The 15,974-nt window shown below is 62.1% G+C and carries 11 protein-coding genes; 4 read left to right on the top strand and 7 right to left on the bottom strand.

Annotated features, from left to right (window positions below):
- Window positions 1–59 precede the first annotated feature (59 nt).
- The gene (locus tag ACZ889_RS16645; protein WP_060489927.1) at window positions 60–911 is read right to left on the bottom strand and encodes a LysR family transcriptional regulator; all 852 of its coding nucleotides are present in this window, start codon (window positions 909–911) and stop codon (window positions 60–62) included.
- A gap of 62 nt (window positions 912–973) precedes the next feature.
- Window positions 974–2,158 (bottom strand): MFS transporter, encoded by a 1,185-nt coding sequence (locus tag ACZ889_RS16650; protein ID WP_476257586.1) that lies wholly within the window; start codon window positions 2,156–2,158, stop codon window positions 974–976.
- Window positions 2,159–2,425: 267 nt separating this feature from the next.
- Here ACZ889_RS16650 and ACZ889_RS16655 point away from each other — a divergent pair, with 267 nt between their 5' ends.
- Window positions 2,426–3,085 carry an alpha/beta hydrolase gene (locus tag ACZ889_RS16655; protein ID WP_274083573.1) on the top strand — a complete coding sequence of 220 codons (660 nt, stop codon included), beginning with the start codon at window positions 2,426–2,428 and terminating at the stop codon, window positions 3,083–3,085.
- On the opposite strand, the gene ACZ889_RS16660 is transcribed toward ACZ889_RS16655, so the two are convergent.
- Window positions 3,070–3,951, bottom strand: a complete 882-nt coding sequence (locus ACZ889_RS16660; protein ID WP_180688154.1) for a LysR family transcriptional regulator — start codon at window positions 3,949–3,951, stop codon at window positions 3,070–3,072. The genes ACZ889_RS16655 and ACZ889_RS16660 overlap by 16 nt on opposite strands.
- A 185-nt stretch (window positions 3,952–4,136) precedes the next feature.
- On the opposite strand from ACZ889_RS16660, the gene ACZ889_RS16665 reads away from it, so the two are divergent.
- Window positions 4,137–5,780 (top strand): acetolactate synthase large subunit, encoded by a 1,644-nt coding sequence (locus ACZ889_RS16665; RefSeq protein ID WP_004576806.1) that lies wholly within the window; start codon window positions 4,137–4,139, stop codon window positions 5,778–5,780.
- A 126-nt stretch (window positions 5,781–5,906) separates the two neighbouring features.
- Here ACZ889_RS16665 and ACZ889_RS16670 read toward each other — a convergent pair whose 3' ends face one another.
- Window positions 5,907–8,450 carry an HWE histidine kinase domain-containing protein gene (locus ACZ889_RS16670; RefSeq protein WP_476257587.1) on the bottom strand — a complete coding sequence of 848 codons (2,544 nt, stop codon included), beginning with the start codon at window positions 8,448–8,450 and terminating at the stop codon, window positions 5,907–5,909.
- A gap of 226 nt (window positions 8,451–8,676) precedes the next feature.
- Here ACZ889_RS16670 and ACZ889_RS16675 point away from each other — a divergent pair, with 226 nt between their 5' ends.
- Window positions 8,677–9,294, top strand: a complete 618-nt coding sequence (locus tag ACZ889_RS16675; RefSeq protein ID WP_017148329.1) for a dTMP kinase — start codon at window positions 8,677–8,679, stop codon at window positions 9,292–9,294.
- A gap of 40 nt (window positions 9,295–9,334) precedes the next feature.
- Here the strand turns inward: ACZ889_RS16675 and ACZ889_RS16680 are convergent, their stop codons facing one another.
- The gene (locus ACZ889_RS16680; protein ID WP_004374903.1) at window positions 9,335–9,775 is read right to left on the bottom strand and encodes an Lrp/AsnC family transcriptional regulator; all 441 of its coding nucleotides are present in this window, start codon (window positions 9,773–9,775) and stop codon (window positions 9,335–9,337) included.
- A 143-nt stretch (window positions 9,776–9,918) separates the two neighbouring features.
- Between ACZ889_RS16680 and ACZ889_RS16685 the strand changes: the two genes are divergently transcribed.
- Window positions 9,919–12,966 (top strand): aminotransferase class III-fold pyridoxal phosphate-dependent enzyme, encoded by a 3,048-nt coding sequence (locus ACZ889_RS16685; protein ID WP_476257588.1) that lies wholly within the window; start codon window positions 9,919–9,921, stop codon window positions 12,964–12,966.
- A gap of 78 nt (window positions 12,967–13,044) precedes the next feature.
- Here the strand turns inward: ACZ889_RS16685 and ACZ889_RS16690 are convergent, their stop codons facing one another.
- Both ACZ889_RS16690 and ACZ889_RS16695 read right to left on the bottom strand, forming a co-directional pair.
- Window positions 13,045–14,169, bottom strand: a complete 1,125-nt coding sequence (locus ACZ889_RS16690) for a mechanosensitive ion channel family protein (protein ID WP_014756865.1) — start codon at window positions 14,167–14,169, stop codon at window positions 13,045–13,047.
- A gap of 303 nt (window positions 14,170–14,472) precedes the next feature.
- On the bottom strand, window positions 14,473–15,531 hold the full coding sequence (locus ACZ889_RS16695; protein WP_144000569.1) for a GGDEF domain-containing protein: 1,059 nt from the start codon (window positions 15,529–15,531) through the stop codon (window positions 14,473–14,475).
- Window positions 15,532–15,974 lie beyond the last annotated feature (443 nt).

The following is a 15,974-nucleotide window of genomic DNA, read 5'->3' on the forward strand; positions in this document are numbered from 1 at the left end:
CTAACGCTGGCAGGGTTGGGCGAAAATTCCGTATTGATGCATGCGCCATCTGCAAGAATTCACAAGCGTAGCAGCGGCCGCACCTGTTGCTGAAGGAAGTCGGTAACCGCCTTGATCCGCGGCGTGGCGCGCACGTCTTCATGCACGGCCAGCCAGATTTCGATGCTCATTGTCTGTTGGGCGCTGCCTGCTTCTTTCAGACCGTGTTCCTGTGCCATGAACGCGGGCAGGCAGGCGATGCCGATGCCGCCGGCACAGGCTTGGGCCTGGATGCGCAGATCATTGCTGTGCAATGCGAACGGCTGCTGGCCGGCCTGGAGGTTGAGCCATTGCTGTTGTGGGGAACGGGCCTGAGACTCGTCGTAGCCGATGTAGCGCCTGACCGTTGCGCTGGCCAGGTAACCGGGCGAGGCATACAGCCGGTAATCCAGGTGCCCCAGCAGGCTGACCACCAGAGTTGGCTCTGTCGGCCTGGCCAGGGCGATGCTGATGTCAGCTTCGCGGCGGACCAAGGATGCCTTGGATTTGCTGCCTACCAGCTTCAGGCGCAGCTGTGGGTAGCGCTGGTACAGCTCGCCCAGGCGCCGGGCGACGATGCTGCCCAGCAGCGCCGGTGGTGCCGAGAGCACCACTTCGCCTTCCACTGTCTGTTGGCCGGCGCTGGCGAAATGCTCCAGGGCAAAAGAGGACATGGCCATCTGCTCGGCGAGTTCCGCAACACGTTGGCCTTCGTGGGTGAGGGCATAAGCGCGGGGACGTCGGTCGACCAGCTTGAGCTGGAGCGAAGCCTCGAGCGAGGCGATGCGCCGGGCCACGGTGGCGTGGTCGACACCCAGGGTCTTGGCAGCGGCCGACAGCGAGCCGGCCGAGCTGAAGGCGGAGAAATGGCGCAGGTCTTCCCAATCGAACATGAATGACTCGGCAGTGGCGGGTGCATAAAGGGGTAGGGTAACCCTTTATGACCCTGCCGGCTTCAATGCCCGCCTTTCATCCGCCGCGCCACCAGGTAAATGCCCAGGCCAACCAGCGCAGTCGCGGCGCCGATGTACCCGGTGCTGGTCCAGCCCATGCCTGCAGTGATCGCCATGCCTCCCAGCCATGGCCCCAGGGCATTGGCCAGGTTGAACGCCGCATGGTTCGACGCCGCTGCCAGGCTAGGTGCCTCATGGGCAATGTCCATGAGGCGGATCTGTAGCGGTGCCGCCAGGGCGATCATGGTGCCCACCAGGCCGATGCCCAGCAGCAGGCTCCACAGCGCCTGGGCGGCGAAGGTAAAGAACAGCAGCACGGCGACCGACCACATCAGTACCAAGCCCACGGCGCGAAACTGCAGACGGTCGAACAGCTTGCCGCCAGCGATGTTGCCGACGATACCGCCCACGCCGAACGCCGCCAGGCCGAACGGAATCCACTGTGGCGACACCTGGGTCACGTGCAGCATGGTCGGTGCCAGGTAGCTGAACACGCAGAACATGCCGGCAAAACCGATCGAAGCGATGGCCAGCGCCATCCATACCTGTGGGTGGGCAAAGGCCTGTAGCTCCTTGCGCGGGTCGCTGCGTGTTTCGTCGTGGCGCTGGGGCACGAAACGCCAGACCAGGGCGATGGTGCACAGGGCGATTGCGCCGACCAGCACGAATGCCGAACGCCAACCGAAGTACTGGCCCAGGAAGGTGGCAACCGGGTTGCCGAGCAACATGGCCAAGGTCAGGCCCATCATTACCCGGGCAACCGCCCCCGCGCGCTGATCCTTGGCGACCATGCTCGAGGCGACCACTGCGGCAATGCCGAAGTAGGCGCCGTGGGGCAGGCCGCTGATGAAACGAAATGTGACCAGGCCACCGAACGAGGGGGCAAAGGCCGTGGCCAGGTTGCCCACGGCATACAGCAGCATCAACAGCAGCAGCATGTGCTTGCGCAACAGTTTGGCACCGAGAATGGCCAGTGTCGGGGCGCCAACCATTACCCCCAGCGCATACGCGCTGATGGCATGGCCCACCTGCGGCTCGCTCAACTGCAAATTGCTGGCAATGTCGGGCATCAGGCCCATGATGGCGAATTCGCCGGTGCCGATGGCAAAGCTGCCCAGTGCCATGGCGGCTTCCATCTTGGCGACGGTGTGTTTACTGGGGAGCGGGGGGCGTTCCTGGACTGACATTAGTATCCCTATTGAAACATGCTGAAACGTTCAAGGCGGGATAATAGTCAATCGATGGCTGCAACGTCGAGGATGCTGCCCCGGCTTCCGCGACGTTGCAGCCCGTTTCCTGCTCAGCTCGGGCGCGCTTGCTACGCCCCTGGCTGAAGTGACGGGATCCTGTGGCAGCGGGTACGCCTGCTCTTTTAGACTGCGGGCGGTGACGCGCCAACCCTCGGCAAACGGTGTGTACACGCGCCACGCACTCGGTTCACAAGGACAACTGCAATGTCAGATACCCCGCGCAACCCGCTGCTTATCGATGGGGCCGTCGGCCAGATCGAGCTGTTGATCGACTACCCCGACGGACCACCCAAAGGGCTGGTGCTGGTCAGCCATCCGCAACCGCTGCTGGGCGGTAGCCCACGGCATATCGTGCCACTGACCCTGGCACGGCAGCTGCGTGCAGCCGGCTGGCAAGTGGTACGGCCGAGCTTTCGTGGGGTGGGGCAGACGCAAGGCACGCACGACCAGGGCATCGGTGAAGCCGAGGATTGCATCGCGGTCATCCGTCACTTCAATCAGCAACAGCCCGAGCTGCCGGTAGCGCTGGTCGGGTTTTCCTTTGGGGCCTACGTGTTCGCCCGGGTTGCCTGTGCGCTGGAAGGGCAGTTGCAGGCAGTCGCATTGATGGGGCTGCCGGTGGGGGATGTACCGGGAGGGCGCTATTACGAGCCATTGCCGCTGCCTGGGGATTGCCTGTTACTCCATGGTGAACAGGATGAAATGGCACCGCTGGCCAACCTGCTGCAATGGGCTGGCCCTGAACAACGGGCGGTGTCGGTGTACGCCGGTGCCAATCACTTTTTCAAAGGCTGCCTGGGGCGTGCCGCGGAGCAGGTGATTGCTCATCTCGCCCAGAAGACTGGCCCTCACCGCTCCAGATAATGCGTCTGTGCAGCAAAGTCGATGAACCGCTTGCTGGCCAGCGACAGGTATTCCCCCGAGCGCCAGCACAAGCGGAAACTCATCTGCTGTGCTGGCCGGAACGGCACGCCGACGATGCCTGGCGTGCGTTGCTGCACCGAGCGCAGCAGGGTCGCCACCCCCATGTTGTCCAGCGCGGCCTGCACCACCAGCGAGACGAAGTTGCTTTGTAGCGCCACCTGGTAAGTGATGCCATGTTCGGCGAAGAACGCATCCAGAAGATGGCGTTGAACGAAGGTGCGATCGAACACCACCATGTCGGTATTGCGCAGGTCTTCGGCGGTGAGGTAGGCCTTGCTGGCATAGGGGTGATCCGGGTGCATGCACGCCAGCATCTCGTCGCTGCCCAGCAGGATCGACTCCTTGTCGGGCGGTACACGCCGGGACTCCAGCAGCGCCAAGTCGATTTCCCGTTGCTCCAGGCGATGGCCAATGTCTTCGGCACTGCCTTCGAACACGGTCATGGCAATGCCCGGGTACGACTTGCGGAAGGCGTTCATCAACCCGGGGACGTAGTGCAGGCCGAACATCGGCGGGATACCCAGGCGCACCTCACCGCGCTTGAGGTCGGCCATGTCGCGCAGTTCTTGCCGGGCAACGTCCATTTCGCGCAGGGCAGAGGCAATGCGCGGCAAGAACTGCTCGCCTTCTGCCGTGAGGATCACTTTGCGCGTGGTGCGGTTGAACAGGGTTACCCCCAGTTCTTCTTCCAGCCGGGTGACGGCCATGCTCAGCGCTGGCTGGGCGATGTGCAGGTGCTGCGCGGCCTTGGTGAAGCTGCCTTGCCGGACGATTTCGACACAGCAGCGCAATGCCTTGAGGTTCATTGAGGGGTGCTACCTTTCATGCGAGATGCATTCATAACGAACTGTGATGCTAAGCATCATAACAATATATTTATTATTATTAACCAGAGGGCCTACGATGCGCGCCACTGAGACATCCTGCAACATCTCAGTCACGCAGCTTAATAAATCTGCAATCCCACAAAGATTTTGAGGTAGTACCCCAAATGGCCAAGGCCGCCGATGTCGTTGTGCAATGCCTGGAAAACGAAGGTGTCGAGTATGTATTCGGCATTCCCGGTGAGGAAAACCTCGACCTGCTCGAATCCCTGCGCAAGTCGAAGATCAAGCTGGTACTGACCCGTCACGAGCAGTCTGCAGGTTTCATGGCTGCCACCTACGGTCGTCTGACCGGCAAGACCGGCGTCAGCCTGTCGACCCTCGGCCCTGGTGCCACCAACCTGGTGACCGCCAGCGCCTACGCCTACCTGGGCGGCATGCCGATGATGATGATCACCGGGCAGAAGCCGATCAAGAAGTCCAAGCAGGGTCGCTTCCAGATCATTGACGTGTGCGGCATGATGGACCCCATCACCAAGTACACCCACCAGTTCGCCTCGGCCGACAACATCCCGGCCCGCATGCGCGAAGCCTTCCGCCTGGCCGAAGAAGAAAAGCCGGGTGCGGTGCACCTGGAGCTGCCGGAAGACATCGCCGCCGAGCAGACCGACGCGCTGCCGATCCCGCGCAGCCTGCACCGCCGCCCGCTGGCCGAGCACGTGGCCATCGAAGCTGCCGTCGAGAAACTGCAGAACGCGCGTAACCCGATCCTGGTGATCGGTGCCGGTGCCAACCGCAAGATGACCGCCAAGGTCCTCAAGCAGCTGATCGACAAGACCGGCATCCCGTTCATCACCACCCAGATGGGTAAAGGCGTGGTCGATGAGCGCCACCCGCGCTTCCTTGGCAACGCTGCGCTGTCGTCGGGCGACTTCGTTCACCGCGCCGTCGAAGCCGCCGACCTGATCATCAACATCGGCCACGATGTGATCGAGAAGCCGCCGTTCTTCATGGTCCGTGGCGGCACCGAAGTCATCCACATCAACTTCCGCTCTGCCGAAGTCGATGCCGTGTACTTCCCGCAAGTAGAAGTGATTGGCGACATCGCCAACGCCGTATGGCAGATCAGTGAAGCACTGAACGACACGTCGCACTGGGACTTCACCCGCCTGATGGCCATCCGTGAGGCCAACGAAGCACAGATCGCCGAAGGCGCCGACGACGACCGCTTCCCGGTCTACCCACAGCGCATGGTGGCTGACATCCGTCGTGTACTGCCGTCCGAAGGCATCGTCGCCCTGGACAACGGCATCTACAAGATCTGGTTCGCCCGCAACTACAAAGCGCACAAGCCAAACACCGTGCTGCTGGACAACGCCCTGGCGACCATGGGCGCCGGCCTGCCATCGGCAATGGCTGCGCACCTGGTGCACCCGGACCGCCCGGTAATCTCGGTGTGTGGTGACGGCGGCTTCATGATGAACAGCCAGGAACTGGAAACTGCAGTACGTCTGGGCATGCACATCACCGTGGTGATCCTGCGTGACGACGGCTACGGCATGATCCGCTGGAAGCAGGCCAACATGGGCTTCACCGATTTCGGCCTGGACTACGGCAACCCGGACTTCGTCAAATATGCCGAAGCCTACGGCGCCAACGGCCACCGTGTGGAAAGCGCCGAAGGCCTGCTGCCGCTGCTGGAGCACTGCATCAAGACCCCGGGTGTGCACGTGATCGACTGCCCGGTCGATTACAGCGAGAACGACCGCATCCTCAACAGCGAGCTGCGTGAGCGCGCGCTGGCGGTATAAGCCCTGACAGGCCGGCGCCGTCCTTTTGCCGGCGCGGTCTTGTGCTGCGAAGAGGCCCGTATAGCCGACAGTGATGTGTCGGCTATACGGGCCTTTTCGCAATACAAGGCTGCTTCTGTATCCCATTCACCCCAGCTCAAGCAGACCTTGCAGGCTGGCCAGAATGGCATTGGCGTCATAAGGCTTGCGGGTGATGGGCACATGCTGCAAGTGCTCGGGAATGCTGATGCCGTCGCCATAGCCGGTGGCAAAGAGGAACGGGACCTGCCGGCGAACCAGTTCATCTGCTACGGAAATGGAGGTTCCGGTGCCCAGGTTGACATCCAGTATTGCCGCGTCCGGTTTGTGGCTACCAAGCAGTTGCATGGCTTGGTCCTCGGAGCTGGCGGTGATCACGTCCTCGATTTGCGCATCGTTGAGAATTTGCTCCAGGCCTACTGCAATTACCAGTTGATCCTCGAGTATCAGCACACACAAACCCGAGCGCGCTGCAAACGCACCGTTTGCACGGGCCAGAGGCGTGGCCGGGAGAGCGGTTTCTGCCGCTTCGGCTACGGAAAGGTGCTTGGCCGGGATTCTGAAAAAGCCTTGCAGGCCTTCGGGGTGATATTCCACCGCGCTGGTGCCACCCAGGTCGAACGGGATGCTGCGGTCGATCAGCACCGTGCCGAAGCCGCTGCGGCTGGGCGGGCGTACCGTTGGCCCACCCATTTCCCGCCAACTGATGGCACAAGCGTTGGTGGCGTCGATTGCCCAGCTCACCGAAAGCTTGCCGCCAGCCCGCGATAGCGCACCATACTTGGCCGCGTTGGTGGCCAGTTCATGCAGCACCAGCGCCATGACCGAGTACGCGCGCGCATCGAGGATGACGTTCGGGCCCTGCAACTCGATCACGTCGGCAGCCGTGCGATAGGGAGAAAGCTCGGCCTCCAGCAGCTTCGCCAGGCGCCCGCCACCGTCACCGCGCACCACCTGGTCATGGGCCAACGACAAGGCCTGGATACGCCCTTTGAGCGTTGCCACATAGTCCTGCAGGGTCTGGCTCTCCGGGGTCGGATGGGCAACCAGTGCACCAATCAGCGACAGGATGTTCTTGACCCTGTGGTTGAGCTCTTCGTTGAGCATGCGCTGGCGCACGTCGGCTTTGGCGCGTTCACTGGCGAGCAGTTCGCTGTTGTGCAGTACCACTTCGACGATAGCGGTACGGATGGCATCGCCAAACTGGCGGTCCTGCTCGGTCCAGGGTAGCGACTGCTGGTGAACGGTTTCTTTCCAGATGGCGAAGCTCTTGCGGGGCGTCAGGCGGTCGCCCAATGCGCCGCTGTCATAGGTCTTGTTCGGGTCCCCGGCCCAATCGAGTGTCTCGACCACCTCCTTGCGGAAGAAGATCAAGTAATCCCTTGGGTGTTGCGACATCGGGACGATCAGCACACCCGACACATCATTAGAATACGCCTGGGCCGACGGGAGCACCGTCGACAGGCGATTGGACGCCCAGATTCGGCCTTCGCTGACCATGTCTGCCAGGCGCAGCAGATCAGGCACGGCCGTTTGGGGCGGCGCCAGCCCTGCGCACGACCAGCGGCCTAGCAGCGACATGCCGATGCCGTCGCAGGGAATCAGCGACATCAACCGGGGCAGGCGTGCGTGGAAGAACCCATCAATGTCCGCCGCCTGGTTGGCGTCGCGCAGCAGGCTGTCCAGCGCTTTGTGGATGCGCACGGCGGCTTCGAGTTTTTGCCGGCTACGCAGGGTCTCGATATGCAGGGAGAAGAACTCACCGAACATCTCGGCGGCCACACGTTGCCCCATGGCCAGCGTGCGCGGTGCGTAGTGATGGCAGGCAATCATTCCCCACAGCTCGCCGTTGACGATGACGGAAATCGACATTGAGGCGCCCACGCCCATGTTGCACAGGTATTCGCAATGGATCGGCGAGACGCTGCGCAGGTGCGCGTAGGACAGGTCGAGCGGTTCGCCCGAGGGGTCGAGCACCGGGTTGATGGCGACCGTATTGAACTGGGCGTCGGAGATTACCCGGATCGGGTTGCGAAGGTAGAGCGCGCGGGCCTGCTGGGGGATATCGGAGGCGGGGAAGTATTGGCCCATGAAGCTTTCGAGGTCGCTACGCTTGGACTCGGCAACCACCTTGCCGGCACCGTCGGCTCCCAGCTGGTAGATCATCACCCGGTCGTAACCGAGCACCGCCCGGACAAAGCGGGCGGCGTCGCGGAACAGCTTGCTGGTCTGGTCGATTTCGCGCAGCTGGGCAATCAGCGTGCGGGCCAGTTCGATCGGTTCGGCGATGCTCGCCCCGGCAGGCTCGAACTCAAGGATTGCCGTGCCTTTGAACAAGTGGGCGGCGATGTCGACGGCCTCGCCATTGGGCAGCGTCACGCCGAAACTGAGCGCTGGCCGCGAGGCATCCCGGGTACGGGCAAGTGCGTTGCGAAGCGTATGCGTGACCTCGTCACCCAGCACCACGTGCAGTTTCTGACCATTGATATCGCTTGCTACACCCAGCATCTGTGGGGCGTTGACCGAATGGCGCAGCACCACGGTCGCCGAGGCATCACAGGCCAGCAGGCAGCCATGGGGCTGGATGCTCCCGGGAATCTGGATGGGCTCCCGGTCGCAGTTGGTCAGGTTAACGTGGGGGTTGTAGGTCATTGGCCCGTGCCTGTGGGTAAGGGGAGGCGGGCAGCAGGTCCGCCATCGTCCGTCAGCCTAGCAGGCATTGCACGCCTTGGGGATGGCGGGTCGGGCAATGCCGGTCCATTCCCAAGGCAATGCTTTGATCACAGCATGGAGTACGAATGTACTCCCGTCGAGAATCGCTTGAAGGCAGCTGCGATCAATGGTCTTATCCCGCGCTTGAGCCAACTGGTATTGCAAGATGAACCGCCCGCTGTTTATTTCCTTCGATGGGCCCAAGGGGACCGGCAAGACCACGCTGCTGGAGGCCGTCACTCAAGCGTTACGGCTGGACGGGAACAAGGTGATCCGCCTTTGCGAAAGAAAGAATGATCCTCACCGGGGCGAGACCATGGCCCTGGTCAACCAGCTTTCCAGAAGCCCTTGCCAGGACCTTGAGTTCAAGGTTTGCGAGCGCTTCGCTGAAAGCCGCGCCTGGATTTCCCGACATGTACTGCCCAGGCAGCCCGCTGACAGCATCATCCTGATTGATCGCTGGTACCCCTCTGACGCTGCGTTTCGCCGCACAGTGCCGTTTGACAAGATCCTGCGCCTGAACCTCGAACGAAACGTGCAAGTGCCCGATTTGCATGTCGGGGTTGTCACAACGCCTGAAACCTCATGGGCGAGGGCCGCGGCGCGCACGCGTGGGCTGGGCAGTACGGTGATCCATAACCTGGGAGAACAGGTTGCCTGTACCGAGGCGTTCGAGCGTGCGATTGCGGAGCAAGGCTGGGTGCTGTGCCGTAATGAAGGGACCGTCGACGAGGCAACGCGGCAGGTCGTTCGCGAGATTCAGGGCGTGCTTCGACACCTGTGAGGCTTGGGTGAGTATGGCCTGTCTACTGCCTCTGCAGGTATCAGGCGCCCTGGCGGTCGATATCACGGCGCAGGACTACCGACGTGGTAATGTCATCCACTGATTCGTGACGTGCCACGTTGTCGCGTACCTGGTTGAGGTCGTCGATCGTTCGGGTCTCCACTTCAACCACCAGGTCAAGCTGACCGCTCACCGACGACACCCGCCGTACGCGCGCGTCCGTTGCCAACTGGTCGAGCAGCCCCATGGCAGGCGTGCGCTGCAACGTCACCAGCAAGATCGCGCGTATCACGTTGGCGTCTATTTCGCCGATGTCAGCGCGATAACCGCGAATGACTCCGCTGCGTTCAAGGTTGGCGACACGCTCGGTGGTGGCACTTCGGGAAAGGCCTATGCGGCCGGCTAACGCCTTGAGCGCAATACGCGCGTCCTTCGAAAGTACCTCAAGAATCTCACGATCTTTAGCGTCCAGGTCACGCATTGCAGCCCCTTGATAAGCTTGCCGTCATTATGCCGGTCGGAACCGGCATAATGCCTGTTGCGCCCGACCGTATGCAGGGTGTCCGTTTCGGCGGCGCATGACAAGCTATTGAAAAACAATCAGCGCGCTCGGAACCTGATGATATGACAGACCTTTCCCACCCGGCACCTCGGTTTTCGGCAAGCGATGCAGAGGGCCTTGCAAAAGATTTCTTCGATGTCACCGGCACTGCAACGCCCCTGGATGGGGAGCGTGATCGCAATTACCGGCTGGAGACTGGCGTAGATGCAGGCTGGATACTGAAAATCGTCAATGCCAGCGAGCCCAGGGTAGAAAGCGAGTTTCAAACCGCGCTACTCGATCACCTGGCCGTGCATGGCGCGCATTTGGGCGTGCCACACCTGCGGGCCAGCGTGACTGGCGACTACCTGCCGTCTGTGGCCAGCAGCACCGGTGAAAAGCACGCTGTGCGCCTGGTCAGCTGGCTGGCCGGCACGCCACTTGCCAAGGCCAGACGCTCCCTGGCGCTGATGAGAAACTTCGGCCAGGCACTCGGTGAACTTGACCGTGCCCTGCAGGGCTTCATGCACCCGGGCGCAGTCCGCGACCTGGACTGGGACTTACGCCATGCTGCGCGCTCCCGTTCGCGGCTGCACTGCATCAAGGACCCTGATCGCCGGGCCGTTGCCGAGCGCTTCATCGCCCGGTTCGAACAGACTGTACAGCCTAAGCTGGCTTCCCTTCGGGCCCAGGTGATCCACAACGATGCCAACGACTGGAACATCCTGGTCGATGCCGAAACGCCCCGTAGCGTGACTGGCTTCATCGATTTTGGCGATGCCGTGCACACCGTTCTGATTGCCGAGGTCGCAATCGCCAGCGCCTACGCCATTCTCGACATGGACGACCCGATCGGCGCTGCTGCTGCGCTGGTGGCCGGCTTCCACGAAAAGTACCCGTTGCAAGCGCAAGAACTTGATGTGTTGTTCAACCTGATTGCCATGCGCTTGGTCATCAGCGTGACGTTCTCCGCTTCCCGGCGGGATCAGACAGACGACAACCCTTACCTGGCGATCAGTGAAGCGCCTGCCTGGCGTCTACTGGAACAGCTCGATTCGATGAACCCACGGTTGGCCACCGGCATTCTGCGCAAGGCCTGTGGTTTCGATGCCATCGAAGGTGCGGGGGAAGTCCGCCGCTGGATTGCCGACAACCACAAGTCGTTTGCCGACCTGGTGCGCCCGTCAGCCGCCATTCTGGACAAGGTCATCGCGCCGTTTGGCGATGCCAGCCATGAGATGACCATTGCCTCGGCCCAGCAGCGCCCTGCAGATGCGACGCGGTGGTGGAATGAATGCTCTGCCGCGCACAAGGCCCCGCTGGGCATCGGGCCATGGGGCGAGGTACGTGCCGTCTATACCGACAGCGCCTTCGAGTCTCGCTTCATCAAGGGGCAGCACCGGACCCTGCATGTGGGGGTAGATTTGCTGATGCCAGCGGGTACGCCGTTGTACGCACCGATTGCCGGCACCGTCAGAAGCGTCGAGGTCGAGCCAGACCCGCTGGGTTATGGCGGCCTGGTGATGCTCGAGCACACCCCGCCCGGTTGCCCGCCATTTCTGACGCTGTGGGGGCACATGGCCCACGAGGCGCTCAGCCGTTTGCAGGCCGGTGACAAGCTCGAAGCCGGCGACCTGGTCGGTTACATGGGCAGCGATCACGAGAACGGCGGCTGGATTCCCCACCTGCATCTGCAGTTGGTCACCGATACCCAGTTGCGCGCGTGCGAGGTCATTGGCGTAGGTGAGCCCGCGTACCGCGAAGCGTGGGCCGACCTGTTCCCCGATGCCTCGGCCCTGGCCGGTATCCCGCCAGAGACCTACAGCCAGCAGGGCATGACCAAGGCCCAGATCATTGCCAGGCGCAAGGAACTGCTGCTACCCAACCTGTCCATTTCGTACACCGACCCGATCAAGTTCGTGCGCGGTGATGGCGTATGGCTGATCGACAACTTCGGGCGGGCCTACCTGGACTGCTTCAACAACGTCTGCCACCTGGGCCATAGTCATCCCGACGTGGTCGAGGCCCTGACCCGCCAGGCTGCGCTGCTCAACACCAATACCCGCTACCTGCACGACAACATCGTCGAATACGCCGAGCGCCTGACCGGCACTTTGCCCAAGGGCCTTTGCGTAGCGTCCTTTGGCTGCTCGGGGAGTGAGGCCAACAGCCTGATGCTGCGTATGGCGCGCAACTACACAGGCAGTGATCAGGCGATCGTGCTGGACTGGGCCTACCACGGCACCACTCAGGAACTGATCGATCTGAGCCCTTACAAGTACAAGCGCAAGGCGGGCAAGGGCAGGGCGGCGCATGTTTACGAGGCCGTGGTCCCGGACAGCTACTACGCCCCCGAGCACTGGCCCGTGGAAGCGCACGGCAAGCGCTTTGCCGAGTCGGTGGCAGAGCAGCTGGATGCCATGCGCAAGGCAGGCAAGCGCCCCGGGTTTTTCATTGCCGAATCGATCCCCAGCGTGGCGGGGCAGGTGTTTTTGCCCGAACACTACCTTGAGGAGGTGTACGCTATGGTGCGTGCCGAAGGTGGGCTGTGCCTGGCCGATGAGGTTCAGGTCGGGTTTGGCCGGGTCGGCAGCCACTGGTGGGCATTCGAGACCCAGGGCGTGGTCCCGGATGCCGTCAGCATGGGCAAACCCATTGGTAACGGCCACCCGATGTCGGCGGTAGTGACCACGCGCGAGGTTGCCGATGCTTTCAACAACGGCATGGAGTATTTCAATACCTTCGCCGGTAACCCAGTGTCATGCGCGGTAGGCCTGGCGGTGCTCGATGCAATCGAGCGCGACCAGTTGAAAGAAAACGCCTTGAATGTCGGCCATTACCTGCTCGAGGGTTTGCGCAAGCTTCAGCAGCAATTCGACGTGATTGGTGATGTGCGCGGGTTGGGCCTGTTCCTCGGCATCGTGCTGGTCACTGACCGAAAGTCAAAGGCGCCAGCCACGGCCCTGGCCAGAAAAGTGGCTGATGGTGCCCGGGAGCGCGGCGTGTTGATCGGCACCGAAGGCCCGCATGACAACGTGCTGAAAATGCGCCCTTCGATGATTTTCAGCCGGACCAATGCGGACTTCCTTCTCGAGGTGCTGAAAGACAGCTTCATTGCGGCGCTGAAATAGCGTTTCAGCGCGGGCAGGGCGTGCGCATGTGCACGCCCTGCGGCGCACCTATCTGGCGAGCCGGGCAGGTTGCCAGCATCAAGCGCCCCTGATGCTCAGGCCTTCGCGAGCCTGGCCATGCAGGCCGGCGGCCTCTGGCAATGCCGTGACCTTGATCGCGCGCACCGGCACGGCGAACTTGGCGCCGATTTGCGAGAACCGCTCCAGCAGCCTGAAGTTGATCGCTTGCTGAATGTCCATGTAAAGGTTGTAGCCTGGGTCCCGGACAATGTAGACACACTCGAACTCCAGCGCCTCTTTGCCGAAGCCGCGCAGGTGAGCGCGATCGAAACGCGCCTGCTCCTGGGCCTTGATGGCGTCTTCGACGATGCCTGGCGCTTTCTTCACGGCCTCGGTGGGCGTGTCGTAGGAAAGCCCGAACTCGAACACGATGCGACGCTCTTGCAGGCGCTTGTAATTCTGGATGGTGCTGCTGATCATGCTGGCGTTGGCCATGACGATCTGTTCGCCGCCGAGGCTGCGGATGCGTGTGGTTTTGAGGCCGACGTGCTCAACGGTGCCCGCCAGGGGCCCGATGACGATGAAGTCACCGATCTCGAACGGCTTGTCCACGGCGATCGACAACGAAGCGAACAGGTCGCCGAGGATATTCTGCACAGCCAGCGCCACCGCGATGCCGCCCACGCCAAGGCTGGCGACGAAGGCGGTGATGTTCACCCCCAGGTTCGACAGCATCGCCAGCACTACGACTGACCACAACAGGACCCGCGCGCCCCAGGCCGAAAGGGTTGCCAGTGCGCTGCCCTGGTTCAGGCCGTCGGTACGGTGGCGGGCGAAGTAGCGGCTCAGGCCCAGGCCGATGGCGCGGTTGGCCCACAGGCCAATCTGCAAGGCAGCGACCACGAACCACAGGCTGCTGACCCTGCTCAGCCAGCGCTCGGGCAGGTCGAGCATGCTCAGGCCCACCAGCAAAGAGGCCAGCAACAACAGAACGTTGCTGGTGCCGGAAAGCACCTTGGCCATTATCTGGCTCAGTGGGCCTTCGTGTTCTGACCAGCGCCGTACCCGGCGCATCAGGAAACTGATGGCGGCACGGGCGACCAGGAAAACTACGGTGGCGACTGTCAGCGCCACCAGCAGATTGAGAATGGAGATGCCGAATAGGGTGGTTTCGGTGAAAAACGCGATGATGCGGTCGTTCATGAGTACCTCGCCTCTGGGGTGATTTGCCAAGGTGCTTTCTTGGGACGTCAAAGAGGCGCAACAGGTCGATCGGATTTCACCACGCTGGGCAGACGGAGTCAGTCTCGGTAGATTTTCTTCAATAACTGCAACAACTTGTTCAGCATTGGCACGACTTGCGGGGTTCGATTGCCAACGCACGCTTGCCGCAACGGCTGCAGGCCCATGCCAACCTACACCTGTTTGACGATGCCGTGCGCACGCTGCGCCCAGCCCCGGGTGACGCCGTGGCCCAGGACCCTGCATAGCCATTCTTTGGATGGGCTAGTGCTGCTCGCGCAATGCCTCCTGCTCCGGTTCGGCGACCGTGACCCGGTTACGGCCCGATACCTTGGAAAGGTACATGGCGCTGTCTGCACTGCTGAGCAAGGCGCCGAGCTCAGAGGCAGGGGCCTTCGCGAACGCTAAACCTATGCTTGCGGTGACCGGGTGTTCATCATTCACACGCAGATTGGCTATCAGGGCCCGCAGGCGCTCGGCAACCTCAATCGCCGTGTCTGGCGGCGTATTGGGCAGCAGGATGGCGAACTCCTCGCCGCCCAGCCTGCCGGCAATGTCGTTGTCACGCAGGCTGGCACTGATCGCTGCACCGATGCGTTGCAGCACCTGGTCGCCTGCGGCATGCCCGAACGTGTCGTTGATCTGTTTGAAATGGTCGACGTCCAGCATCAACACGGCCATGAATGTACCCGCATCCCTGCACTGGGCGTGCTGCGCCGAAGCGTTGTCGAAAAAAGCACGTCGGTTGTTCAGGCCGGTCAGTTCGTCCGTGCACGAGGCCACCATGGCAAGCCGATGCGCGCGTTGCATTTCGTGTTTCAGGCGCCAGGCCGTCGTCAATGCCGAGGACAGGCTTTGCGTCGCGCTGACCACGAACCAGGCGAACACCAGCACCGCCAAGGCTATCCCTTGTTGCAGCGTAGAAGGTTGCAACAGTAGCCAGCCTGTAGAAGGTAGCAAGACCAGGCCCATCGACACCAGGGTCATGTTGCGGTAGGAGGAGTAACACGACACCGCGCTGACAGACATGCCGACGGCAAACAACATGATCAGCGTCTGCCCCAGCGCGTCGTCGGTGGGCATTACGGCAAAGGCGCCCCAGCCCCAGATAGCCGCCGACAGCATCAGCGTGACCCAGTAACGCCACTCCCAGCGTTCGGCCGTGCGCTGGTTGGCCGGTGCTCGCAGATAGGCGAAGAACATGGCGGTACGCACGCCGGTCGACAGGCCCAATAACGTCATCCACACGATGACCCTTTGCGGGTCGAAACGCTCCCAGCCCAACCAGCACAGCATGACGGCGGCCAGGAAGCTGCCAAGCACAGCGGGCGCCGACTGGACAAACAGCTGTTCAAGCCGATCCCTCCGTACGGAGTAGGCTACTTCATCGCCGGGATCAAGGTTTGTCATGGCTGGCGCCGCCGCATGTGACCGGTAGCGGATTCTGGCACTTTGACGGCGTCCTGGAAAAGCCTCCTGGCGTTCACATGTGATGCCCTTCGCCCTGTTCGATTGCTGGATTCAGAAAGCGTTGCGGTAAGTAGTGGCAGTGCAGCACAGCTTATCGCCACGGTTACGGCACCTGCGACGTTTCCCGTATTTCACGTCGTTGCGCGGATCCTTTTCTTGATCGAAGGCTGCCTTGGCTGCACAGTTTCCCCTCGCAAGTTCAATCACGAACATAGCGTGTTTTCCGGCACTTCGAAAGCCAATTGATCGCGACGGCCAACAAGCGGTCGAGCAAGCCAAGGCCACTGAGGGCGTTG

It is taken from the genome of Pseudomonas sp. TE3895 (assembly GCF_056278855.1).

Bases quoted from the DNA above. Each gene is read 5' to 3' on its own strand.
- ACZ889_RS16645 (WP_060489927.1), bottom strand. From the start codon at position 911: ATGTTCGATTGGGAAGACCTGCGCCATTTCTCCGCCTTCAGCTCGGCC.
- ACZ889_RS16650 (WP_476257586.1), bottom strand. From the start codon at position 2,158: ATGTCAGTCCAGGAACGCCCCCCGCTCCCCAGTAAACACACCGTCGCC.
- ACZ889_RS16655 (WP_274083573.1), top strand. From the start codon at position 2,426: ATGTCAGATACCCCGCGCAACCCGCTGCTTATCGATGGGGCCGTCGGC.
- ACZ889_RS16660 (WP_180688154.1), bottom strand. From the start codon at position 3,951: ATGAACCTCAAGGCATTGCGCTGCTGTGTCGAAATCGTCCGGCAAGGC.
- ACZ889_RS16665 (WP_004576806.1), top strand. From the start codon at position 4,137: ATGGCCAAGGCCGCCGATGTCGTTGTGCAATGCCTGGAAAACGAAGGT.
- ACZ889_RS16670 (WP_476257587.1), bottom strand. From the start codon at position 8,450: ATGACCTACAACCCCCACGTTAACCTGACCAACTGCGACCGGGAGCCC.
- ACZ889_RS16675 (WP_017148329.1), top strand. From the start codon at position 8,677: ATGAACCGCCCGCTGTTTATTTCCTTCGATGGGCCCAAGGGGACCGGC.
- ACZ889_RS16680 (WP_004374903.1), bottom strand. From the start codon at position 9,775: ATGCGTGACCTGGACGCTAAAGATCGTGAGATTCTTGAGGTACTTTCG.
- ACZ889_RS16685 (WP_476257588.1), top strand. From the start codon at position 9,919: ATGACAGACCTTTCCCACCCGGCACCTCGGTTTTCGGCAAGCGATGCA.
- ACZ889_RS16690 (WP_014756865.1), bottom strand. From the start codon at position 14,169: ATGAACGACCGCATCATCGCGTTTTTCACCGAAACCACCCTATTCGGC.